Genomic DNA, 23,374 nt, shown 5'->3' with positions numbered 1-23,374 from the left:
ACCTCCTTATTTCCGTTGACTATTCTTCAACCTTTAACCCATTGAGATATTCAACAAGAGCGTCAAGCTCTTCGTCATTTAGCTGATCGCCAAATGCTGGCATGTTGTTACCAGGCTTGTATTCACCGGGATTAGCAATCCAGCCTTTGATGTTCTCATCTGTATGTTCAAGAATACCCGCAACCATTTCACGGTCGCCAAAGTTTGTTAAGTTTGGACCAGTATTGCCGCCTTCACCGCCGACTGCGTGACAGCCGATACAGCTTTTCGCGAAGAGTTCTTCACCTTGTTGAGCCTGATCAGTAGCTGCTTGAGACGAAGCATTTTGCATCTTCTCTGCCCATGCATCGAAATCATCTCTTTCTTGAGCGATAACTTTAAAGTCCATCAATGCGTGGGATGGTCCACACAGCTCAGCACACTTACCAAAATATGTACCAGGTTCATTAGCATTTAGCCACATCTTGTTAACAGTACCTGTGTTGGTATCCATTTTACCTCCGAGAGTAGGTACCCAGAATGAATGGAGCACGTCTTTGGAAGCGAGTTCAAAATAAACTCTTTCCCCGGTAGGCATATACAAATCCTGAGAAGTCTTAATTTCAAGATCTGGATATTCAAACTCCCACCAATATTGGTGTGCTGTAACTTTGATCACAAGTGCATCTTCTGGAGGGCTATCCGTTCCTTCATCCAATGCAAACGTAGCCATTACTGTTGGAACAGCTAGGATCAAAAGTAAAATAATTGGGACAGTTGTCCATAAAATCTCAAGAACGACGTTACCTTCTGTTTGCTCTGGAATCTCATTGTCGTCTTCACCACGTCTTCTGAAGCGAACGAGCACAATCGTATAAATAAGTGCTACTACAACGAAAACACCAATCATGACGTAAAGACTCAACATCATGAGATTAAATTGCATTTCCGCCCCTTCCCCTTTAGGGAGCAAAGTGGTTAACTGCTCATTACCGCAGCCCGTAAGCGTTAACGCAATTACCGATAACAGTGGTAAAAAACGCCAAACATTTTTCCAACGTTTCATTTGCACCTTAAACCTCACTTTCTTAATAGCTTTTGCTCAAATTGAATTATAGGAAGACAAGGCGGGATAAAAACTTCCCGCTTTGTCTGACCATACTTTTTATAACCTTTATCGGTTAATATTCACTGCAATCATTACGATAAACAGAATCGTAATATAATTTAGTGAGTAAACGAACATAATTCGCGCCCACTTAATATCATCTTTCATAAAGAAACCTGCTACTCCAATAGCAAACCATCCAAAACCAAGGATCGATGCTACTGTGATATAAACTGGACCGAAGCTATATAGTAATAGCGATACCGGTACAAGCGCAGCAGTGTACAATACGATTTGACGCTTAGTCATTTGAAATCCTGCAACTACAGGAAGCATTGGAATTCCAGCGTCACGATAATCATCAACCCGCTTCATAGCTAGCGCCAAGAAGTGAGGCGGTTGCCAAATGAACATGATAAGGAACATTCCCCATGCTACCGGGCTTAAGTTTGGATCGATTGCTGCCCAACCGATAAGTGGTGGTAAAGCACCAGAAAACGATCCAACGACCGTATTTAATGAGGTTGTCCTTTTCGTCCACATAGTATAAAGCACTACGTAAATAACGAGCCCGAGTAGTCCGAGTAAAGCTGCCATCGGTTCAACGATGAGAAGCATGATCGAACCTGATATAGATAATCCAAGTCCAACGAATAAAACCTGATTAGCAGGTATTTTCCCTGTTACAGAAGGACGAGTATTTGTTCGAGCCATTACCTGGTCGATATCGCGGTCAATATAATTATTTAAAGATGTACCCCCTGCAACCACAAACGCGGTGCCTAACATCGTTAAAATCAATACTAATGGGTTCGCGAACAGATCAAAACCTGAAGCAACAGAAGCAACCCACAACCCAGTAAATGCTGTGATTAAGTTATCAAAAACAATTCCAAGCTTTGTGAGCGTTAAAAAGTCTTTCCATGTTCCAGAAGGATTTGCTTCTGAAAGAGGACCTGGCTCCATCACTCGGCTTGATGCCTCGTAAACAGTTCTAGTCTTACTCATACGATACACCTCCTTTTCGTTCGGCTATTTGAATAGCCAGTGCATCATTCATGTTAAACAACCTCGATTTGAGATTGTATAATCTCTTTGTGTAAGCAATCATCACGTATACTCCCCCAGGATTCTTACCTTCATCTGAAAAGTGTTATGCAATTTTCACAAGTTATCATGATAACACGGTCACAGCTATGGTAAGATAATGTTGGTTTTGAGAGGAAGCAGTATCCGCAATCCTTATCCATTATAAACGAATCTACTAGTTTTGTATACGTTGTTTAAAATTAGCTAAATATGCTTTATTTTGTAGAAAGATAGGTGCAATCTGCTCTTCTCACACTTATTGTACTACGTTTTAGAGCCAATTTGATAAGAAGGTGGTATTTGTGAATAAATTGTTGAAATTATTCGGAATCATAACGTCACTTGGAATGCTTCTTGTACTTTTGATGGGTGCAGTTGTAACCAAAACAGGTTCAGGTGACGGATGCGGAAATTCATGGCCGTTATGCTACGGAAAAGTATTGCCTGAAGCTCCAGAACTTGAAACGATTATAGAATTGAGTCATAGATTCGTCTCAGCTATCCTTGGGCTGCTCGTTATTATATTGGCAATATGGTGTTGGCGTAAGATCGGACATATGAGAGAAACAAAAATTCTAGCTATCGCTTCCGTTTTCTTGATTGTTTTTCAAGGTCTTCTTGGAGCAGCAGCTGTTGTATGGGGACAATCTGATATTGTACTCGCCTCTCACTTTGGATTTTCACTAGCAAGCTTTGCGAGTGTGGTACTTCTAACCATTCTTGTATTTGAAGCCTCTCAGACGGTACGAAAACCAATCGTTCCAAAGAGGATCAGAATTCATCTCTATGCTGTTACGATCTATTCTTACATCGTTGTTTACACCGGTGCTCTTGTAAGGCACACAGGTTCAAGTATGGCTTGCGGTAATGTGCCTTTCTGTAATGATGGACAACTTCTCGCGTTTTCAGGACAACCAGGTATCCAGATGCTGCACCGAACAGCCGCCATGTTGATTTTCGTGTGGATTCTCTACATCATGATAAAAGGACTTAGAGAAATGAAGAACGAAAGGACGATGCGAAGAGGCCTTATCCTTGCATTCGTTTTCGTATCTTTGCAAGCATTAAGCGGTATCCTCGTCGTCGTAACAAAACTAAATCTATTTCTTGCATTATTTCACGGACTATTCATCTCAGGATTATTTACCGTCCTTCTCTACCTCGTCATGCTTTCTCTCCGAGGAGCACGACAGTAAAAAGAAGCTGCGCGAATTCGCGCAGCTTCTTTTCTTTATTCCTGTAATTCAATCAGTAAATCTCCTGGCTCAATTCCTTCTCCATTCGAAACATGTATGTGTTTGACCACACCACTTCTTGGTGCTTGCACAGTTGTTTCCATCTTCATCGCTTCAGTAATCATCAGATGGTCACCTTTGTTTACTTTCTCACCGTTTTCTACAAGAACTTTGATGACAGTTCCCGGCATCGTCGCACCTATATAGTCCGGATTATTTTTATCTGTTTTCGGTTTAGCAGCTACAGATGTTTTAACATTCTCATCCTTAATAACTACTTCACGAGGTTGACCATTCAATTCGAAGTAAATGGTTCTCTTTCCTTCGATATTTGGTTCTCCGATCGATACAAGTTTAACGATAAGAGTCTTTCCTTGTTCGATTTCAACTTCCACCTCTTCCCCTAGTCTCATACCGTAAAGGAAAGTTGGTGTGTCTAGTACTGATACATCTCCGAACATATCCTTAACATCTTCATATTCGAGGAATACTTTAGGATACAGAGCGTAAGAAATTAAGTCATGGCTTGTTACTTGTCTATTTAATTTATGATAGAGCGTATCTTTTAGATCAGTGAAATTAACGGGTTCTAGTAGTTCACCTGGGCGTGTCGTAACAGGCTCTCTTCCCTTAAGGATGATTTGCTGAAGCTCTTTCGGGAATCCTTGATACGGTTGTCCGAGGTATCCCTGGAATAATTCCACTACTGAATCTGGAAAATCAAGTGACTCTCCTCGTTCATAAATATCATCTTCATTCAAATCATTCTGTACCATATAAAGAGCCATGTCGCCTACCACTTTCGACGAAGGTGTTACTTTTACTAGATCACCAAATAATTCATTGACCCTGCTATACATTTGTTTTACTTCGTCCCACCGTTCTCCAAGGCCTACTCCCTTTGCCTGTTGCTGGAGATTACTATACTGACCACCAGGCATTTCATGCTGATACACTTCTGTATGTGGAGCCGACATGCCGCTTTCAAAACCGCTATAATACTTTCTAGTATCTTCCCAATAGTGCGATAGCTCTTCTAGCGCTTTAATATCGATATTAGGCTGTCGTTCGGACCCTTCCATCGCATAGTAGAGAGAATTCGCACTAGGTTGTGAGGTAAGACCAGCCATTGAACTAACGGCAACGTCCACGATATCCACACCTGCTTCAATCGCTTTAGCGTATGTATATACGCCGTTTCCACTCGTATCATGAGTATGGAGGTGGATTGGGATAGAAACGGTTTCTTTTAAAGTAGAAATGAGATCATAGGCTGCTTGAGGCTTTAATAGTCCCGCCATATCTTTGATTCCAAGAATATGCGCACCAGCATCTTCTAGCTCTTTTGCTAACCTTTGATAATAGGCTAAGTCGTATTTCGTTTTCGAAGGATCTAGAATATCTCCTGTATAACAGATTGACGCTTCAGCAATCTTGTTTGTTCTACGCACCGCTTCGATCGCTTTTGTCATGCCTTCTACCCAGTTCAAGCTGTCGAAGATTCGAAACACATCGATTCCTGCATCTGCTGATTTTTCTACAAACTCGTTGATCAAGTTATCTGGATAGTTTTTGTAACCTACAGCATTCGAAGCACGTAGGAGCATCTGGAACATTACGTTCGGAACTTTCTCTCTGAGTTTGATAAGTCGATCCCACGGATCTTCTTTTAGGAATCGAAGTGAAACATCAAACGTCGCTCCGCCCCACATCTCCATCGAGAACAATTCCGGTAACATTCTAGAAGTAGGTTCAGCGATGTGCAACAGATCGGTTGTACGTACGCGAGTTGCTAGTAGAGATTGATGCCCATCTCGGAATGTTGTATCTGTGAGCAACGTTTTGTTTTGGTCCTTCACCCAGTTCACAAGTCCTTCAGGCCCCTCTTCATCAAGAATTTGCTTCGTTCCTTTAGGAATTTCTTCACTATACGTTAAGTGAGGGATTCTCCTTTTTGGAAAAGCTGGCTTCTTCTTTTTATCGAGACCCGGAAATCCGTTGACGGTAATGGTCCCAATATAAGAAAGCATCTTCGTACCTCTGTCTTTTCGTTTAGGGAAAACAAAAAGTTCTGGAGTCGAATCGATAAAGGATGTGTCATAAACACCATTTTTGAAATTTTCATGCTTGATTACATTTTCTAAGAACGCAATATTTGTTTTAATGCCTCTGATCCGAAATTCTTTTAGGTTACGTACCATCTTTGAAGCTGCTTGTTCAAAGCTTAATGCCCAAGTAGAAAGCTTAACGAGTAGCGAATCATAGTAAGGTGTGATAACCGCACCTTGATAGCCGTTACCAGCATCTAGACGAACGCCAAATCCGCCACCTGTTCGATATGCCATTAACTTTCCTGTGTCTGGCATAAAGTTGTTTTCAGGGTCTTCTGTCGTTACTCGACACTGAATTGCAACACCGTGACAATCGATTTTCCCTTGAACCGGAATACCTAGACGACTACCATGAAGTTCTTCACCTTGTGCGATCATGATCTGAGATTGCACGATGTCGATCCCGGTGATCATTTCGGTAATCGTGTGCTCAACCTGTACGCGAGGATTTACTTCGATAAAGAAGAACTGTCCTTGTTGATCGACGAGAAACTCTACTGTACCAGCGTTAACATACTCTACATTCTTCATCAATCTAACAGCTGCATCACAGATGTCCGCTCTTGTTTTCTCATCAAGTGACACGCTAGGTGCAACTTCGACTACTTTTTGATGACGTCTTTGAACAGAGCAGTCACGTTCATAAAGGTGAATCGTATTTCCGTGTTTATCACTTAATATCTGAACTTCAATATGTTTTGGATTTTCTACAAATTTCTCTACGTATATTTCATCACGACCAAATGCAGCCTTCGCCTCAGACTTCGCTCTTTCATATGAATCAGCAAGGGCTTGTTCACTTCTAACAATTCTCATCCCTCGACCTCCGCCACCTAATGCAGCTTTGATCATCAATGGATAGCCATGTTCTTCAGCGAATTGTTTGACTTCATTCAATCCTTCAACAGGACCGTCGGATCCAGGGATGACGGGAAGGTCAGCTAACACTGCTTGTTTTCTAGCCTCCACTTTATCTCCAAACATGCCCAGATGTTCTAGGTCAGGTCCAATAAAGATGATGTCTTCTTCCTGACAGCGTTTCGCAAAGTGAGTATTCTCAGAAAGAAAACCATAACCTGGATGGATCGCATCTATGTTATTGGTTTTAGCTATTTCAATGATTCCTTCAATGTCTAGATAAGCATCGATCGGTTTTTTATCCTCGCCTACTAGATACGCTTCATCAGCTTTGTATCTATGGTAAGCACCACTGTCTTCTTTTGAATAGATCGCAACCGTACGAATATCAAGTTCAGTACATGCACGAAAGATACGAATTGCAATTTCGCCTCTGTTTGCTACAAGTATTTTCTTAATTTCTTTCAAATTAGTTCCTCCTCTTGCTAAGTCAGAATTACATTGAAACGGTATTTTCACTTTGGAAATGATCTGTTTTCTTTGCTTTTCGAATGTTTACGAATGCAGAGACATTGATTAAGATCCCAACAGACATCATTAGTAGAACTAATGAAGAGCCACCATAACTAATAAAAGGTAGTGGAACTCCTGTTACTGGTAACCACCCTGTGATTGCTCCAAGGTTTACGACAGTTTGCACACCGATCATACCTGCAATCCCTATTGCTAGAAGACTGCCAAACGTATCCTTACATCGAATGCCAATGACGAAACCTTTGAACACAATGTAACCAAGCAGACCGACTACAAACACGACACCAAATAGACCTAATTCTTCTGCTACGATCGCCATAATAAAATCAGTGTGTGGTTCAGGTAAGAAGCCATACTTTTGAATGCTTTGGCCGAATCCCTGACCCGTGATGCCTCCTGAAGCAATTGCGATATACGAATTAATTAAGTGGAATCCGCTATCAGTTGGATCTGAAAATGGATTATAGGCGCCCGTAAATCGGGATAATTGCTCTGCTGATAGCGTTAACCATGCACCAGCAAATAGGAGTATCCCGACAGCTATCAAACTTAATAGATGCTGCCATCTCATTCCGGAGCATACGATTACGATTCCTGAAGTTAACGCAATGATCATTGCCGTCCCAAGATCTGGCTGAGACGCTACTAGAGCGAAGATTACTCCAATTACCATGATAGGAGGTAAAGCCCCTCTTAGAAAGTTAGAAATATAGGCTTGTTTTTTAGAGTAAATAGCAGCAAGATAAATAATCAAACCTAACTTAACAAATTCAGAAGGTTGGAAACCGATTGGACCGATATAAATCCAACTCTGTGCATTGTTAGTTGTTGATCCAATTATTTTTACGAGTAGCAATCCAAGAACCGATCCTCCCAGTATCGGTATAATGAATTTTCGATACGCTTTGTAAGGAAACAACATCGTTCCTAACAAGACAACTAACGATACCGCTAACCACATGATCTGCCTATTAAAGAAATAAGCGCTATTGGTCTCATGCCTCATCACAGCCCATACCATGCTTGCGCTATAGACCATCACGAGGCCAAATACGCACAAAAGTAACACGCTTATGATGAGTGAATAATCGTAATTCTTAAATAATTTTTTTATCATAGACGTCATCCTACCTATTTATTTACTCTGGATTTACGAACAGTACTGATCGATAAGGTCTATACCGATGACTGCAATGCGTTTGAAGTATGTATAGCATTCGATGAGTTTTCATCGAAACCTGCCTGTCCTAGATAAATTAAGACTTTTCACGAATTACTTTTAAAATCGTCCAGCCGTCAGACTCTTTTCCCATCACTTTAAAAGGAATCAAGTTCGTAATACAAAGCCAGAGATTAAAAAATAGTGTCCAGGCTACGATATGAAGGGGCAACGGAAGGGCCAGTGTGAGAAGTGCTGCACTCAAATTAAAGAGCGGGCCACTCAAGGCTATGATCACTTTTCCGAATGCATGGTCAGGCTGGCTACTAATCGTCATTCCGCCCGCAAAATAGAAGGCGTTAATCGCGATTTCTCCTCTTGCATGTTTCCAGGTAAATAATCTCGGTCCTACGCCAAGGTGAAGCTTTACACTTGAGGACGTTAATACGTTTGCTGCAAGGGTATGACCTGCTTCATGTAATAGTAAACTGAGAGGGGAAATAACAAGAATCACCATGAGCAAATCATACATTCTTATCTACTCCTACTATCTAAACTAGCCTTACACTCGTATTCTATCATATTTTCTTCCTCCGTTCGTTAAGCCAAACAAAAAGCTCAAACTATCTAGTAATAGTTTGAGCTTGTTATTATTTCTTAATGCTAGCTTCATGAAGAGCTGAGAGCTGACGTTCGAGAGACTCGAGCAATTCTTTTCCATCGTCTTCGTTCACTAGTCCTAATCGAACAGCGAAGTCTATTTCACGTGATAAACCAAACATTTGAGTATCAAGAACCTCTTCATAAAGAGGACATTGAGGCATTGTTAAATTCTCCATTTGAACTTCAATGAGTTTTAGGATCTTGTGCGCATCGGCCTTCAACAGCTCGTATGCTTTTTCACGATGTCCTGTTGCCATCCCAGTTGACAAAACTGATCCCTCCGTTCCCTTTCCCATTCCTCTTATAATCATAAAAGCTAACCCGATAAATTGCAAGAAAAACCAGTATTTTTCATACTAGAATATGCTTAATTCGTATTGTGAAGAAAAGTTTTCAAGTAGCTTGATTCCAGCAATGCTATTCCCTTTAGGATCCAGGGGCGGGCTGTATACTCCTATTCCCATCTGATTAGGTACAAGACTTAAAATTCCACCAGAGACACCACTTTTCGCTGGAATTGCCACATTAATCGCAAATTCTCCTGATGCATTATACATACCACACGTTACCATGAACGTTTTGACGATACGAGCGATATACCTCGGAATAATCTTTCGTTCTGTTTCAGGATCACGGCCTTCATTCGCAAGCACCATTCCTATTCTCGCAAGGTCCTTACAGTTTACTTCTACCGAACATTGTTTCGTGTAAGCTTCGAGAAGCATTTCAACATCATTATCGATCAAACCATGTTGCTTCATAAAATAACATAAGGCACGGTTTAAATGAGCTGATTCAAACTCCGAGTCAGCTACTTCGTAATTGATCCCTATGCTAGAATTGTTCGTCATATCATGAATCAGCTGTAAAATACGGCCAACTTTCTCATCTGAGGTTTCACCGTGGATCAAATCTGTAACGACTAAAGCACCAGCATTGATCATTGGATTTAACGGCTTTGAAGGAACTTGTGACTCAAGCTTCGCGATCGAATTAAAAGGATCGCCTGTTGGCTCCTTCCCAACTCTTGAAAAAACATGATCCTCTCCCGCATCCATAATTGCTAATGCGAGCGTAAGTATCTTTGAAATACTCTGTAGCGTGAAGGTTTCTCCAACGTCTCCAGCAGATAAACACCCATCTTCTTTTGAATAGACGGCGATTGCCAGTTTATCAGGGTCTGCTTTTTCAAGGGCAGGGATGTAATCAGCTACTTTCCCATCCTTAGTAAATGGCTTGCTGCGCTTAACGAGTTTGACTAGTTCCTGTTCTGTGGTACATTTCATGTTTCCGTCACCCACCTCTGAAGAATAAATTATGTCACCATACTATTCCCCAAATGTGACAAAAGCAAGCATAACCGGTATACTTGTTTTGCAAAAGATTTAGATTGCGGGGTGCATCATATGGAAACGATTATTCCAATCAAAGGGAAGGTCACTTATCCGATTACGCTAGACGCGAGCGTTTGGATATTCGATGACAGAAAAATTGAGCTTGATGAATTTCTAAAGTTCAATCGTACTTCTGAAGAAAATGAGAACGATTACATCAAGGCTCAGTCAGAACGCTTCGAACAAGCACGTACAGGTATTAAACCACCTATTAACCAAAGTATAAAGCGCTTTGAAAAAGAAAAAATTTTAAAAGGTAGCTACGTGATACCTCTAGAACCGTTTATTTCGAATGCTGAACCCTTGGTGGAAGGCAATCAAGTCCAGTTAGAGACAAATAACGGCGAACACGTCATTCTTTCCATTGAAGAAGCTTTGAACGGCTTTCTAGGTTTCGCCCTAAACGGAAAGCCGCTCAAGGATGATGGACCAGTACATTTTTATTATGGCGATGGTTCAAATGCTTCATCACCATATAAAAACATTTCAGGAATTACCATCATTTAAAGAAGGTCAGCCGCAAGTCGGGCAAGTTGAGATCGTTCACCTTTCTCAAGTTTCACATGTCCACTTAGCGGTTGGTCTTTAAATTTTTCTACAACATATGTGAGCCCATTGGTATATTCATCTAAATAGGGGTGATCAATTTGTTGTGGATCTCCAAGAAGAACGATTTTACTACCCTCACCCACCCTGGTAAGGATCGTTTTGACTTCATGCTTCGTAAGGTTTTGCGCTTCGTCGATAATAATGTATTGATCTGGGAGGCTTCGCCCACGAATATACGTAAGCGCCTCTACTTGTATCGATCCTATACCTGCTAGGATCTTTTCTAATTCCCCTGTTTTCTTCACATTAAATAAGTATTCAAGGTTATCATAGATCGGCTGCATCCACGGTTTTAACTTTTCATCTTTCTCACCAGGTAAATATCCAATATCCTTCCCAACAGGTACGATAGGTCTTGCGATGAAGAGCTTTTTATATTGATTCAAATCCTCTGTTTGCATGAGCCCAGCAGCTATCGTAAGAAGTGTTTTCCCAGTCCCTGCTTTTCCAACTAACGTAACGAGCGGGATATCTTTTCTAACGAGTAAATCAAGCGCCATTCGTTGCTGGACATTCCTCGGACCAATTCCCCACATGTATTCCGTTTCCATCGCTGTCTTTTCGATCCGCTTACCCTTCTTATCAACCTTACCGATTCCTGATGAAGAAGGATGTGCTGGATCTTTCAAGATGACATATTGGTTCGGATAAAGCTGCTTACCTTTCAATGCCTTTTGATCGATATAGTGATGTTCAAAGAAGCTGTTTAATAGGTCACTCTCGACATAACGTTCCTCATAACCCGTATAGATCTGATTGAATTCGACTACCCGATCACTTAAGAAGTCTTCCGCTTGAATGCCGAGAGCATCTGCTTTTACTCTCACAAGCGCATCTTTGCTAACAAGAATAACAGTTCGACCAGATTTCTGTTTTCCTTCTTCTAAAAACAAATTTAATGCTACCGCCAATATACGATTATCATTTGTTTTCTCAACAAACTTATCTTGAAAATATTGAAACGATCGATGATTGAGCTCAATCCTTAGCGTCCCGCCATTCTCTAAAGGAATCGAAGAATGAAGTTTACCTCGCTCTCTGAATCCATCGATCATTCGTGAGATGTGTCTTGCGTTCCTTCCAATTTCGTCCATATATCGCTTCTTTGAATCAACCTCTTCTAATACAACAGCAGGAATAACGATTTCATTCGTATCAAACGAATAGATGGCATTTGGATCCTGTAATAAGACGTTTGTATCCAGGACGTAAACCTTATCCAACGTTTCGCCTCCCGAGTGATTATAGTTGGTGTGACTGGTAGCAAATGACAGTTGGGACTATCTACGTTTGTATAATCTATGAACTTTTGTATAAAGTTAGACGGTTATTCAGAAAATAAATAACAAAAGAAGTGAATGAAAGAATCGATCACATACCTCGGAGGAATTGATATGAGAAGAAGTAAATGGTTGTTGATAGGGTTCGTCCTGCTAGCAGCTTGTCAGACAAATGATGAGCCAGTTGCTGAAAAGCAGGAAAAAGTTGAATATGTGAAACAGTCCGTTAGAACACCTGAAAACGAGGAACGTTCTGCTTCTGAAATCGCCAAACACCTTGTGACAGTGGCGAAGCAAGTGCCAGATGTGGATGATGCCACCGCAGTTGTTACTGGGAAGTACGCAGTCATTGGCATCGATGTAAATGAAAAGCTAGATCGATCACGGGTTAGCTCGATCAAGTACACAGTAGCTGAAGCCCTTCAAAAGGATCCATATGGTGCGAATGCACTTGTTACAGCTGATGCAGATACGACTTATCGCTTGAAACGAATGGCGACAGAAATTAAAAGAGGTCATCCTGTAGGTGGAATTATGGAAGAACTGGCTGACATCGTTGGTCGACTCGTGCCTGAGGTCCCAGGTGATATCAATAAATCTGAACGAGAACCGACAAGGACAAATGACAAACAGCTTCCTTCTAATGAGAAACAACAACTGAAAGAACAACAAGAAAAACAGGATTTAGACAAGTAAAACCGGCTCATGCCGGTTTTATCTTGTTACTCCTGTTTTCTTTAATTCAGCCATAACAGAGCGATCTAACTTCGCAGCTGCTTCTGGATCATATGTTTTCTCATATGCAGGTTCTACAGACACCTTTGCACCATAGAACATGACGTCTCGTACTTCTTTAATCGCCAATGTCACTTTCGCAAGTTTTAGAGGTACTGATTTCATCGATTCTTGATCGATCACTGTAGCTCCTGAGATTGAATACGTACTTTCATTTCCTATCAAAGTGATAGAAACCTGATTATTATCTTGAATATTCTTTACGATTCTTGATTTAAGATCTACCGCAAAGACGATCGTGCGATTATCAACCGCATAAAGCCAAGATATTGCACTTACGTTTGGTCCTTTTGTCTCATGATCAATCGTCGAAAGAAGAACATACTGCTCCTTTTTCAAAATCGAGAGTAGTTCATTCGAAAGGGTATTCTCTACCTTGTTTGGCATCCTTATCCCTCCAGTTATTAAAAAAGTTCTATAGGCAATGGACTGCAAAACCTAGCCTCATTCATGCTATACTAGCTACATGAAATGAGAGGTGTTTAACGTGCGTGTAAAATGTGTTTTATGTGACAAAATCGAAAATATTGATAGTGGTAGCCCACTTGCTAAGAAACTTCGCAACAGACCAATTCACACGTATATGTGCGACCCGTGTCATGAACGGATTGAAGCTCGCACAAACGAGAGAAAAGAAAGCGGCGATTTCAAGCTCTATCATCAAGAAGAGACCGATGATGAGTGGTAAAATTAAAGAAGGCCTAATTGCTGGAACGATTTCCGGCATCATCCTTGGATTTCTTTTAAAAGGAATCGAAGCTTCTACCGGTATCCTCGTATACACATTGTTACTAAATATTGATTTCATCCCTATTATCGGGAACATTGAATGGCCTGAAACGATTGAATTTATCTTTCATCTTATCATCTCACTAGCCATTGGAGTCGTGTACAGCATCGGGAGTTATAGGTACTTTCATAAACGAAAGGTAGCTCAAGTAGTCTTCTCTTATCTACTAACGCTCCCTACCGTTTTCCTATACTTTCCTCTGACATATTTAGCAGAGAAACCTACTCCACCTTTGACAGATATCGTGGCTATAGGCTATTGGACGCTTGGACATGCCGTCTATGCTGCTGTGTTATTCGCTGTTTATACGTATAATGAAAAGTAATTTTTAAGAAAGACGTGCTAAGAGCACGTCTTTTGTTATGTTATTGATTGTATTTCGGTTCATTTTGAATGGATGTTAACAGCGCATCGATCAGTTCGATCGGGAACTTCATATTACTCGGATCATTATTCTTCACATAATGAACGATATAATAAGGATCTTTCACCTCAATATCCATGTTAGATATCCCATGATCTTCGATTAAAATTTCCTCAAAAAAAGCTCTCGTATCCTGGGCAGCATCGTCGCTCTCTCTCTCGTCTGCAACTTTTTTTATGCTTAGCCAATTATACATCGCATCCTGAAGGTTCACTGCTTCCCCCCGCGTGTTTTGACGTTAGCCCGCCTCGTTCTCATTCTTCTTAGATTGCTTCAGGCGAACCTTATATATAATTAATACGACAGCAGCAGCTACTAATCCTTCCGCTACAGGTAGCCCAATTCCGAAAAAGGTAAGAGGAAAACAGCCGATGATCAACATTATGTAAATCACAGCATTTTTAAGGATCGGTAACTTTTTTGCAAACCCTAGTCTATAAACGACGATCGATAAAATCACAATTATGGCATAGAGTAAGTAAAAGCCTAGTGTTGTATTCTCTTCAATTCCAACTAGCCTTGCAAAAAATGATAAATCACCTGATGGAACGACTTCATTGTTCACATTGACACCTCCACAAAATCTACATAAAAAAGCGATTCAAAAGGATGCCCCTTTTGAATCGCCATAGACACCCTTACTGGGCTAGCTTGTTCTTTTTCGCTTGCTTTTCACGTTCGTTCTTATCAAGGATCTTCTTACGAAGACGGATAGAATCTGGTGTGATTTCGCAATACTCATCATCATTCAAGTACTCAAGAGCTTCTTCAAGAGTAAGAACGCGTGGTTTCTTCATAGAAACTGTTTGGTCTTTGTTTGCTGAACGCATGTTAGTCATCTGTTTCACTTTTACGATGTTAACTGTGATGTCATTTTCGCGAGTGTGTTCACCAACAATCATACCTTCATAAACTTCAGTACCAGGTTCAACGAAAATCGTACCACGATCTTCTACACCCATGATTCCGTATTCAGAAGCTTTTCCTTTTTCCATCGATACAAGTACACCTTGACGACGTCCGCCAACGCGACCGCTGATCAATGGCATATACGTTTCGAACGTATGGTTTAAGATTCCGTAACCGCGAGTTTGCGTAAGGAATTCTGTCGTATAACCGATCAAACCACGTGCAGGTACCATGAACTCTAGACGAACTTGGCCCGAACCGTTGTTAACCATGTTAACCATTTCACCTTTACGCTCACCAAGTGATTCCATTACAGAACCAGTGTAGTCATCAGGAACGTCGATTTGAACACGTTCAACTGGCTCGCTTGCAACGCCATCTACTTCACGTACGATAACTTCTGGCTTAGATACCTGAAGCTCGAATCCTTCACGACGCATGTTCTCGATTAGGATTGATAGGTGAAGTTCACCACGTCCTGAAACGATCCATTCGTCTGGAGAATTTGTGTTTTCAACGCGAAGACTTACGTCTGTTTCAAGCTGAGCTCTTAGACGTTCTTCGATCTTACGGCTTGTAATATATTTACCTTCTTTACCTGCAAATGGACTGTTGTTCACAAGGAAAGTCATTTGAAGTGTAGGCTCATCGATACGGAGGATTGGAAGCTGATCTTGGTGATCGTAAGGACAAACTGTTTCACCTACGTTGATCTCTTCCATACCTGATACCGCTACAAGATCTCCCGCTTTTGCTTCTTGAATTTCAACACGTTTCAACCCAATAAAGCCGAAGAGTTTGGTTACTCTAAATTGCTTCACAGATCCATCGACCTTCATAAGAGCTACCTGCTGTCCAACCTTCATCGTTCCTCTGAAGATACGACCGATACCAATACGGCCTAGGTAGTCGTTGTAATCAAGAAGTGTGATCTGAAATTGAAGTGGCTCATCACTATTGTCGATCGGTGCTGGGATATTATCGATGATTGTATCCATCAATACCTTCATGTTGTCGTCTTGCTTCTCAGGGTCAGCGCTTGCTGTACCGTTGATTGCTGAAGCATAAACAACTGGGAAGTCCAACTGATCTTCATCAGCGCCTAGATCGATAAATAAATCGATAACTTCGTCAACTACTTCTGCTGGTCTTGCAGCAGGGCGGTCAATTTTGTTCAATACTACGATTGGTGTAAGCTTCTGCTCTAGCGCTTTTTTAAGAACAAAGCGTGTTTGAGGCATACAACCTTCATACGCATCTACAACAAGTAGAACACCGTCTACCATCTTCATGATACGTTCTACTTCACCACCGAAGTCTGCGTGTCCAGGAGTATCCATAATGTTGATTCGCTTGTCTTCATAATTAATTGCAGTATTTTTAGCAAGGATTGTAATCCCGCGTTCTCTTTCAAGGTCATTCGAGTCCATCGCACGCTCATTAACTTGCTCGTTGTCACGGAATGTACCTGATTGGTGTAACATCTGATCAACTAGTGTCGTTTTACCGTGGTCAACGTGAGCGATAATCGCTATGTTACGAATATCTTCTCTAATTTGCATTAAACTCTCTCCTCGTATTCTCGTCCTATCCAAGACGATAATCTCAATAACTAGTCCATTATAACACAGTTATCGCAATAGGAGAAATTTATATCCTTTCAGGATTGGATTCTTTAATGTACACTATAGGTATTAAGGGGGCTTTCGAATGAATAAGCATAATTTCCTTTTACTTTTAATGGCCATATTGGCAGTCACTAGCATGTGCGCAATTGGCGTTTCGATAGCTGAACAAAGCTGGATCGGTACATTGCTTTCTTTTGTTAGTGTGGGATTCTTCATGGGTATGGGCTTTCGAATCAAACGAAAAGCAGAGCAGTAGTAAAAAGAGTTGTCTTTGGGACAACTCTTTTTTAGATTGTTGAGAGAGTCTCCATTTCTAGATGTGGTGTTGATTTCCACTCCAGGATGCTCGCTTTCTGTGGGCTGTGAGCCTTCTCGTCGCTGAAAAACGCTTCTGTGGGATTTCACCTGTCCCGAACGTCCAGTAGGAGTAGAGCATCCTTTCGCTCCAATCTATGATGTTAGGTGAAAAATCTATACATAAATTCATAAAAAGAAAATCAAATACAACTGATACTCTAGTATATTAAATGTCAATGGACAGAGACTTCTTTAATGTTACTTCTTTCGATAGTTACTCAGGACATACCATGATCAAATATTCTTTTCCTTCATCTTCTTCTATTCCGTATTGTTCAAACCCGCACTTTCCTAGAAAGATACTCCAAGCGATGCATTCATATGGAAGACCAGCAAAGACTACGTTATTCATCACTTGTCTGTGTTTAGCGATAACTGCCTTTCCGATTCCTTCTCTTCTCATTTTCGGGTTAACCACAATCGTACCGATCCATGGTTTCTTATTAGATGGAGCATGTGGATGTACACAGCTCACCGCAACTGGTTCACCCTCTTGCATCCATTTCGTCCACTTACATCCGAAACCATTATACGTTTGAATATAAGAAATCAATTCAGATTTTGTCGGTTGCCTGCCTAACTCGTTTAAGTACCATGTTTCATCACTTCTCGTCCATTGAAACAGCAACTCAACTTGTTCATGTCCAAATGGTTCATCTACTACCATTACGAAGATGGCTTCTTAAGATAGAAATTTTGGTCGATCGCAGGCTGTATATAATGATGTTGGACATGGTTGTGAAAAGATTCGTTTCCGACGAAAATTGTATTCTTTTTAAGAATATCGATCGGTTTATTATCAACAGTTGTGCAAACACCGCCAACTTCCTCGATCAGAATTTTGCCTGCTGCAAAGTCCCAAGGAGCGAGCCTTAATGATACATAACCATCTAACCTTCCTGCTGCTACATATGCCATTTCGATCGCCGCACTACCATAAGACCTTGTCCCTCTGATTTTCTTTAAGAGCGGTGAAAATGTTCGTGGATCGATGCGATGATTCTCTGTCACCCACGTTGCATTTATCGCAAGTAACGTCTCGGATAGTTCTACTGGCTGTAAAGCTTCTTGCTTCTCTTCATTAATGAACAGGCCTTCACCTTTCTTACAGTGATAGAGCTCGTCCTTCGTAACATCATATATAAGAGCTACTTTACCGATCCCTTCCTCGTATATTCCGATCGAGATGGCAAAGTTTGTTTGCTGGTGAACAAAATTCATTGTACCGTCGATCGGATCTAGGAACCATATAATTCCCTTAGTATCTTCGACTTGATCACCAAAACCTTCTTCCCCCATGATTCGATGGTCTGGATAATGGGTATTAATTTTTTCTATAAAAAATTGCTCAGTTTGTTTATCAATATCCGTCACAAGATCGTTTGGATTGCTTTTCGTATGGATGCTGAAGGAAGTTTTGAACGAGGCAATAATGTCTTGACCAGCCTCACGAATCCATCGCTTTGCATCTTGATAAATGTTTTCCATATTCGTTTGCTTTGTCATGATTCGAACTCCTTTTAGCTTTGTCTATCCTCTTATTATGACAGGAAAAAAAGAAAAAACGAACCTTTTTGCAAGGTTCGCACATTCAAGCTTCGAGACGAATCATTTCCTGTCTTAGTTTTTCTAGCTTATCTTTGCACTTAACCATTCCATCCTTGTCGCTTGCAATCATCGCATCGTGTAGTGTTGCCAACTCATAATCAATTTCCATCTTCAAAACCGGAATACGCTTCTCTGCTTCATTTCTCTGCAAAGATTGAATCACCTGTTTCATGGTAACCTACACCCCTCTCAAAGTTTTCGTCAAAGCAGTAGCCTGTGACTGTCAAGGTACAAGACTGAATATTCTGACTTTTCTGCTTTTGCTTACTTTATCTTATGCCTCGAAGGCGAAGTATGCAACCTCTTTATTTAGTAGTATTTTTCCTCTTTCACCTAACTTTCAAACATTTAAGTGCGCATAGTTCGTCATCTTTCATACATTTTGTCGTTTTATGGTACACTATTTTCATAAAATCTTGGCTAATTGGAGGAAATTATGTCATTCAAAGGGTTTTCAACAAAGGATTTTGAGACGTTTGATATCGACGGTCTCGAACCACGGATGGAAGCAATTCAAACACGCATCCAGCCTAAGTTCGAAGAAATAAGCAATGAAATAAAGAGTGACCTTGAAGTTCTTGTAGGTAATGAGATGTATCTTCATATCGCGAGACATTTGAGGAGAACGAAAAATCCACCAGCTGATACATGGATGGCCTTCTCACACAACAACCGTGGGTACAAAAAACATCCCCATTTTCAAATTGGACTTTTCGATGATCATGTATTTGTTTGGTTAGCTTATATTTATGAACTTCCTGGCAAAAAAGACATGGCATCTATGATGCTATCGAATATTGGTCAATTAAAAGAAACCATTCCTGCTTCTTATATGGTCTCAACTGATCACACAAAAAAATCTGCAAGCAAATCTATCCACGACGTGAATCTTGAAGATGCATTAACTCGTTTCAGAGACGTGAAAAAAGGCGAGTTTCTAATAGGCAGACACTTCAAAAGTGATGACCCGTTATTAGCAGATGGAGAAGCCTTCATTCAAGAGGTCAAAAACACATTTGAAACACTTGTACCGATCTACCACATGTCGATGAAAGAGGAAATAACAAAGGAGGGGTAAACACCCCTCCTTTACTTATTCATCATAACCTTTTCCCGCTCTGTTTCTTTCGCTTCCTTAACCGTATGATAGGTTGAAAAGCCAGTGTCCTTATCAAACTGCTTAAACATTTGCTTCTCTTCTGATTTAGAAGGTACAACTTGTTTGAAATCTGAATAAGTGCTGAGCACCTCTCCTTTACTTACTCCATTATCATATGCTTTCTCTACCGTTTGAAAAAATTGAACAACCTTGATCACTTCCTCTTTGCTCCAATCGATCGATATTGGATATTGCACGTTCATGATCTTACCCCTTTCTGCTCACTCCATTTTTCAATTACTTTACTTGCGTCATCATCAAACCGATCAAATAGCTCCTTCACTGTTGGAACATCATGAATCGACCCGATTACTTGACCTGCCCAAGCAAAACCATCTTCGTCTTTCCCATCATAAATAAAACGCTTGTTGGCTTCACCGCTTATGTATTCTTTAAGACTCTCATACCCCTCATCTCTCGACTCTATTTCTTGTATACGTTCAGCGAATTGATTGCGTATTACTCTTGCCGGGGCACCGAGGCTTCTTTTTATAATAACAGTATCTGTTTCTTTACTAGTAATAATTCGATTCTTATAAGACTCATGGGCGTGAGTACATTCTTTTGTTGCAATAAATCTAGTTCCCATCTCGACTCCTTCTGCACCTAGAGCTAGCGCAGCCATCAGTCCTCTGCCATCTCCAATACCACCTGAAGCAATAACAGGAATACTTACCGCGCTCACAACTTGGGGTACAAGGACCATCGTACTCGTGTCATCTTTACCAAGGTGCCCTCCACCTTCTTGTCCAACGACCATTACGGCATCAGCACCAAGTTCTTCTGCTTTGACGGCTTGTCTTTTACCGGCAGTCAAGACGAGCACCTTCGTATTCGTACCCCTCACCATGTCGAAGACTGGCTTAGGATTCCCGCCAGTTACTGAGATGATGTCGATCCCTTCTTCAAGTGCAGCCTCAACCATCTCTTCAAACGGTCTTCCGTGCTGTCCAATCGCAAAGTTTACCCCAAACGGATTTAAGGTCTTGCTTTTTGTTAGTCTGATTTCTTCCTTTAGCAGCTCAGGTGAGTTCATAGACATCGCCGTCAGTTGTCCAAGACCACCCGCGTTGCTTACTGCAGAAGCAAGTTCATGATAAGCTAAATATGCGAGACCACCTTGAACGATCGGTCTTTCGATACCAAGTAGTGTTGTTAAACGAGTATTCCAATTCACTAGCCATCTCCTCCTTTTCTTACAATGTTCTAGAATTTAGTTAAAAAACCCTCTCTCGAAAGGATGGCAGTTGGGTACTCAAAATAAAACTTGCAAATAATGAATTATGTGATTATACTCAGTTTGTTTATGGCATTTATTGTTTTTTCGTAAAAATTCCTTCCTATTGTCATTCGACAAGGAATTCTTCGTTACAGAGTATAGATAAAGAGGTGCTTGATTTGCAACAAAACGAAACACCGTTATTCACAGGATTATTAGAACATGCTAACAAAAACCCAATTCAATTTCATATACCTGGACATAAAAAAGGAACAGGAATGGACCCTGAATTCCGAGCTTTTATTGGTGATAATGCCCTTTCGATCGACTTGATCAATATTGGTCCATTAGATGACCTCCATCATCCACACGGGATGATTAAAGAAGCTCAAGATCTTGCAGCTGAAGCATTTGGTGCTGATGCTACATTCTTTTCCGTACAAGGAACAAGTGGCGCGATCATGACGATGGTCATGGCGGTTTGTTCACCTGGTGATAAAATCATCGTACCACGGAACGTTCATAAATCTGTGATGTCCGCTATTATTTTTTCAGGTGCTACTCCTGTTTTTATCCATCCGGAAATCGACCCTAAGCTAGGGATCTCACACGGCATCACACCTGAAGCTGTTAGCAAAGCGTTAGCACAGCACCCAGATGCTAAAGGCGTACTTGTTATTAACCCAACGTACTTTGGAATTTCTGCAAACCTCGAAGAGATCGTGTCCATCGCACATAACTATGAAGTACCGGTACTTGTCGATGAAGCACATGGTGTTCACATTCACTTCCATGATCGCCTCCCTCTTTCTGCAATGCAAGCTGGCGCTGATATGGCAGCAACAAGCGTGCATAAGCTAGGTGGTTCGATGACCCAAAGTTCTGTACTGAATGTAAAAGAAGGTCTTGTATCTGCAAAACGCGTGCAAACGATCATCAGTATGCTAACGACCACCTCCACTTCATACTTATTACTTGCATCACTTGATGTAGCCCGTAAGCGGTTAGCTACTGAAGGGTATGAACTCGTGGAACAAGCCGTACGTCTCGCTGAAAAAACGCGGAATCAAATCAATAATATTTCACCTCTCTACTGTGTAGGAGATGAAATAATCGGCACAAATGCAACATATGATTATGATCCTACTAAGTTGATCGTTTCAGTTCATGACCTCGGAATTACTGGATATGAAGCAGAGATCTGGTTGCGGAAAGAAGCGAACCTTGAAGTTGAGCTTTCTGACTTATACAACATCCTATGTATTGTCACGCCTGGGGACAACGAAGAAACAACTTCAGCACTTGTTTACGCTTTGAAAGATATGGTTGAAGCTTTCAGAGAGGCAGTGGGGTCGAATCCAAAACTATTCGCTGTTCATGTACCGGATATTCCAGTCCTAGCCGTTTCTCCAAGAGATGCATTCTATTCTGATACAGAGATCGTCCCTATCGAGGAATCAGCTGGTAGAGTTATCGCTGAATTTATCATGGTATATCCTCCGGGTATTCCAATCTATATCCCTGGTGAGATCATAACAGAAGAAAACCTTCAGTATATCGAAGAGAACATCGAAGCTGGATTGCCTGTTCAAGGTCCTGAAGACGATGAATTGAAAACGTTACGAGTCATTAAAGAATATAAAGCAATTAAATAAGGAAGAGGTGGCTGCTTAGCCACCTCTTCCTTATTATATAATTATTTTCGATCCTTCTTGTTGCATTCTGGACATCTGCTATACAATGTACTCACTTTATCTTCAAGTACATGATCAATCGTTTTTTCACACGTTTGGCATATGATAATTCCCATATCTAACACCCCTCAAAGTAAGTTTTGAAAACGCTTCCGTTTTGCTTATCTCCATAATAGTGTGTCACAATTAATTTGTCAATACTATATTGTATATCACATTGATAAGGTTTGTTCCAATTTTTAGTGATATTAGGCGGACGAATGCAATAGGTTATACTCTTTATAAAAATCCCGTCAAAACTAATTGTCAGAATACGAAACCACAGGTAAACTATACCTATAGGAGAGGAGGAATCAAGCTTGCCACAGAGTGCCTATATTGTTCCTAATTCTCACGATCAATTGGATTTAAATTCAGTCAAATCGTTTCTCACCTATTATAAAGAAATAACAAACAAAACAGGAGAACAGCTTTCTTGGAATTATGGGGCTTCTGCATTTCCGTATAACATAATGGACCAATCAACGGATGAATCGGATAACTGGTTCTACTTAAAAGGAACAACAGAGGAATATCGCGGAATGGTTATTGGACTAACGAAAGACGGCATTCAAGTCGTCTTACCGGATTATGCAACACATGGAGACAAATCGAAGGCTAATGAAATCTGTAAATTCCTAGCGAAAAAAATCAACGGAAACTTAACATTATTTAATGGAAGAACGATGTATCACTCGAAGAAATAACCAGCCATGTGGCTGGTTATTTAATT

General features: G+C 40.8%; 27 protein-coding genes. 9 read left to right on the top strand and 18 right to left on the bottom strand.

What is annotated here, in order from left to right; genetic code table 11:
• Positions 1-19: 19 nt before the first annotated feature.
• Both coxB and cyoE read right to left on the bottom strand, forming a co-directional pair.
• Positions 20-1,045: a cytochrome c oxidase subunit II gene (gene coxB, locus LCM09_RS11575; protein WP_224881774.1), complete on the bottom strand. Its 1,026-nt coding sequence runs from the start codon at positions 1,043-1,045 to the stop codon at positions 20-22.
• A 108-nt stretch (positions 1,046-1,153) separates the two neighbouring features.
• Positions 1,154-2,095: a heme o synthase gene (gene cyoE / locus LCM09_RS11570; RefSeq protein ID WP_224881772.1), complete on the bottom strand. Its 942-nt coding sequence runs from the start codon at positions 2,093-2,095 to the stop codon at positions 1,154-1,156.
• 383 nt (positions 2,096-2,478) lie between these two features.
• On the opposite strand from cyoE, the gene LCM09_RS11565 reads away from it, so the two are divergent.
• A complete protein-coding gene (locus tag LCM09_RS11565; protein ID WP_318246509.1) occupies positions 2,479-3,372 on the top strand; it encodes a COX15/CtaA family protein in 894 nt (297 codons plus the stop codon).
• Between the two features lie 35 nt (positions 3,373-3,407).
• Here the strand turns inward: LCM09_RS11565 and pyc are convergent, their stop codons facing one another.
• From pyc to glsA, 5 genes are all read right to left on the bottom strand, one after another.
• On the bottom strand, positions 3,408-6,848 hold the full coding sequence (pyc, locus tag LCM09_RS11560) for a pyruvate carboxylase (protein WP_224881762.1): 3,441 nt from the start codon (positions 6,846-6,848) through the stop codon (positions 3,408-3,410).
• Positions 6,849-6,876: 28 nt separating this feature from the next.
• Positions 6,877-8,031 carry a putative lipid II flippase FtsW gene (gene ftsW / locus LCM09_RS11555; RefSeq protein ID WP_224881753.1) on the bottom strand — a complete coding sequence of 385 codons (1,155 nt, stop codon included), beginning with the start codon at positions 8,029-8,031 and terminating at the stop codon, positions 6,877-6,879.
• Positions 8,032-8,170: 139 nt separating this feature from the next.
• On the bottom strand, positions 8,171-8,605 hold the full coding sequence (locus LCM09_RS11550; RefSeq protein ID WP_224881748.1) for a site-2 protease family protein: 435 nt from the start codon (positions 8,603-8,605) through the stop codon (positions 8,171-8,173).
• 118 nt (positions 8,606-8,723) lie between these two features.
• The gene (locus tag LCM09_RS11545) at positions 8,724-8,993 is read right to left on the bottom strand and encodes an Fpa/YlaN family protein (RefSeq protein ID WP_404800831.1); all 270 of its coding nucleotides are present in this window, start codon (positions 8,991-8,993) and stop codon (positions 8,724-8,726) included.
• Between the two features lie 99 nt (positions 8,994-9,092).
• Positions 9,093-10,022, bottom strand: coding sequence for a glutaminase A (glsA, locus tag LCM09_RS11540; RefSeq protein ID WP_224881744.1), 930 nt, complete (start codon positions 10,020-10,022; stop codon positions 9,093-9,095).
• Between the two features lie 120 nt (positions 10,023-10,142).
• Here glsA and LCM09_RS11535 point away from each other — a divergent pair, with 120 nt between their 5' ends.
• Entirely contained in the window at positions 10,143-10,637 is a 495-nt protein-coding gene (locus tag LCM09_RS11535; RefSeq protein WP_224881737.1) for a peptidyl-prolyl cis-trans isomerase, read from the top strand.
• Here the strand turns inward: LCM09_RS11535 and LCM09_RS11530 are convergent.
• Positions 10,634-11,962: a PhoH family protein gene (locus LCM09_RS11530; RefSeq protein ID WP_224881735.1), complete on the bottom strand. Its 1,329-nt coding sequence runs from the start codon at positions 11,960-11,962 to the stop codon at positions 10,634-10,636. The two genes, LCM09_RS11535 and LCM09_RS11530, sit on opposite strands and share 4 nt — an antisense overlap.
• 171 nt (positions 11,963-12,133) lie before the next feature.
• Here LCM09_RS11530 and LCM09_RS11525 point away from each other — a divergent pair, with 171 nt between their 5' ends.
• Complete coding sequence (locus LCM09_RS11525; protein ID WP_224881733.1) at positions 12,134-12,715, top strand: YhcN/YlaJ family sporulation lipoprotein; 582 nt, start codon at positions 12,134-12,136, stop codon at positions 12,713-12,715.
• 18 nt (positions 12,716-12,733) lie between these two features.
• On the opposite strand, the gene LCM09_RS11520 is transcribed toward LCM09_RS11525, so the two are convergent.
• Entirely contained in the window at positions 12,734-13,201 is a 468-nt protein-coding gene (locus LCM09_RS11520) for a pyridoxamine 5'-phosphate oxidase family protein (protein WP_224881731.1), read from the bottom strand.
• Positions 13,202-13,301: 100 nt separating this feature from the next.
• Here LCM09_RS11520 and LCM09_RS11515 point away from each other — a divergent pair, with 100 nt between their 5' ends.
• Together LCM09_RS11515 and LCM09_RS11510 are read left to right on the top strand one after the other, a co-directional pair.
• Positions 13,302-13,502: a YlaI family protein gene (locus LCM09_RS11515; protein ID WP_224881730.1), complete on the top strand. Its 201-nt coding sequence runs from the start codon at positions 13,302-13,304 to the stop codon at positions 13,500-13,502.
• Positions 13,414-13,929, top strand: coding sequence for a hypothetical protein (locus LCM09_RS11510; RefSeq protein ID WP_224881728.1), 516 nt, complete (start codon positions 13,414-13,416; stop codon positions 13,927-13,929). Before LCM09_RS11515 ends, LCM09_RS11510 begins: the two co-directional genes overlap by 89 nt.
• A 40-nt stretch (positions 13,930-13,969) precedes the next feature.
• Here LCM09_RS11510 and LCM09_RS11505 read toward each other — a convergent pair whose 3' ends face one another.
• From LCM09_RS11505 to typA, 3 genes are all read right to left on the bottom strand, one after another.
• A complete protein-coding gene (locus LCM09_RS11505) occupies positions 13,970-14,242 on the bottom strand; it encodes a hypothetical protein (protein WP_224881727.1) in 273 nt (90 codons plus the stop codon).
• Positions 14,243-14,266: 24 nt separating this feature from the next.
• A complete protein-coding gene (locus LCM09_RS11500; RefSeq protein ID WP_224881725.1) occupies positions 14,267-14,593 on the bottom strand; it encodes a YlaH-like family protein in 327 nt (108 codons plus the stop codon).
• A gap of 73 nt (positions 14,594-14,666) precedes the next feature.
• Positions 14,667-16,499, bottom strand: coding sequence for a translational GTPase TypA (typA, locus tag LCM09_RS11495; RefSeq protein ID WP_224881724.1), 1,833 nt, complete (start codon positions 16,497-16,499; stop codon positions 14,667-14,669).
• A gap of 148 nt (positions 16,500-16,647) precedes the next feature.
• On the opposite strand from typA, the gene LCM09_RS11490 reads away from it, so the two are divergent.
• A complete protein-coding gene (locus LCM09_RS11490) occupies positions 16,648-16,821 on the top strand; it encodes a DUF5325 family protein (RefSeq protein ID WP_224881715.1) in 174 nt (57 codons plus the stop codon).
• 315 nt (positions 16,822-17,136) lie between these two features.
• Here the strand turns inward: LCM09_RS11490 and LCM09_RS11485 are convergent, their stop codons facing one another.
• The 3 genes from LCM09_RS11485 to LCM09_RS11475 form a co-directional block, all read right to left on the bottom strand.
• Positions 17,137-17,589 carry a GNAT family N-acetyltransferase gene (locus LCM09_RS11485; protein ID WP_224881713.1) on the bottom strand — a complete coding sequence of 151 codons (453 nt, stop codon included), beginning with the start codon at positions 17,587-17,589 and terminating at the stop codon, positions 17,137-17,139.
• Positions 17,589-18,428: an inositol monophosphatase family protein gene (locus LCM09_RS11480; RefSeq protein WP_224881711.1), complete on the bottom strand. Its 840-nt coding sequence runs from the start codon at positions 18,426-18,428 to the stop codon at positions 17,589-17,591. Before LCM09_RS11480 ends, LCM09_RS11485 begins: the two co-directional genes overlap by 1 nt.
• Before the next feature lie 85 nt (positions 18,429-18,513).
• Positions 18,514-18,702, bottom strand: a complete 189-nt coding sequence (locus LCM09_RS11475) for a hypothetical protein (protein WP_224881709.1) — start codon at positions 18,700-18,702, stop codon at positions 18,514-18,516.
• Between the two features lie 264 nt (positions 18,703-18,966).
• Between LCM09_RS11475 and LCM09_RS11470 the strand changes: the two genes are divergently transcribed.
• Positions 18,967-19,608: a DUF1054 domain-containing protein gene (locus LCM09_RS11470; RefSeq protein WP_224881707.1), complete on the top strand. Its 642-nt coding sequence runs from the start codon at positions 18,967-18,969 to the stop codon at positions 19,606-19,608.
• Positions 19,609-19,619: 11 nt separating this feature from the next.
• On the opposite strand, the gene LCM09_RS11465 is transcribed toward LCM09_RS11470, so the two are convergent.
• Positions 19,620-19,892: a UPF0223 family protein gene (locus LCM09_RS11465; protein ID WP_224881705.1), complete on the bottom strand. Its 273-nt coding sequence runs from the start codon at positions 19,890-19,892 to the stop codon at positions 19,620-19,622.
• Positions 19,889-20,866 (bottom strand): NAD(P)H-dependent flavin oxidoreductase, encoded by a 978-nt coding sequence (locus LCM09_RS11460; protein ID WP_224881703.1) that lies wholly within the window; start codon positions 20,864-20,866, stop codon positions 19,889-19,891. Before LCM09_RS11460 ends, LCM09_RS11465 begins: the two co-directional genes overlap by 4 nt.
• A gap of 221 nt (positions 20,867-21,087) precedes the next feature.
• Here LCM09_RS11460 and LCM09_RS11455 point away from each other — a divergent pair, with 221 nt between their 5' ends.
• Entirely contained in the window at positions 21,088-22,563 is a 1,476-nt protein-coding gene (locus LCM09_RS11455; RefSeq protein WP_224882976.1) for an aminotransferase class I/II-fold pyridoxal phosphate-dependent enzyme, read from the top strand.
• Between the two features lie 41 nt (positions 22,564-22,604).
• Here the strand turns inward: LCM09_RS11455 and LCM09_RS11450 are convergent, their stop codons facing one another.
• A complete protein-coding gene (locus LCM09_RS11450) occupies positions 22,605-22,718 on the bottom strand; it encodes a GapA-binding peptide SR1P (RefSeq protein ID WP_224881701.1) in 114 nt (37 codons plus the stop codon).
• Positions 22,719-22,961: 243 nt separating this feature from the next.
• On the opposite strand from LCM09_RS11450, the gene LCM09_RS11445 reads away from it, so the two are divergent.
• Positions 22,962-23,348 (top strand): DUF1885 family protein, encoded by a 387-nt coding sequence (locus LCM09_RS11445; protein ID WP_224881699.1) that lies wholly within the window; start codon positions 22,962-22,964, stop codon positions 23,346-23,348.
• Positions 23,349-23,374: the final 26 nt, after the last annotated feature.

Source organism: Guptibacillus algicola, from assembly GCF_020171805.1.
Lineage (GTDB): Bacteria > Bacillota > Bacilli > Bacillales > Guptibacillaceae > Guptibacillus > Guptibacillus algicola.
Note: the sequence above shows the minus strand (reverse complement) of the source record. Positions and strands in the feature narration are given on the sequence as shown.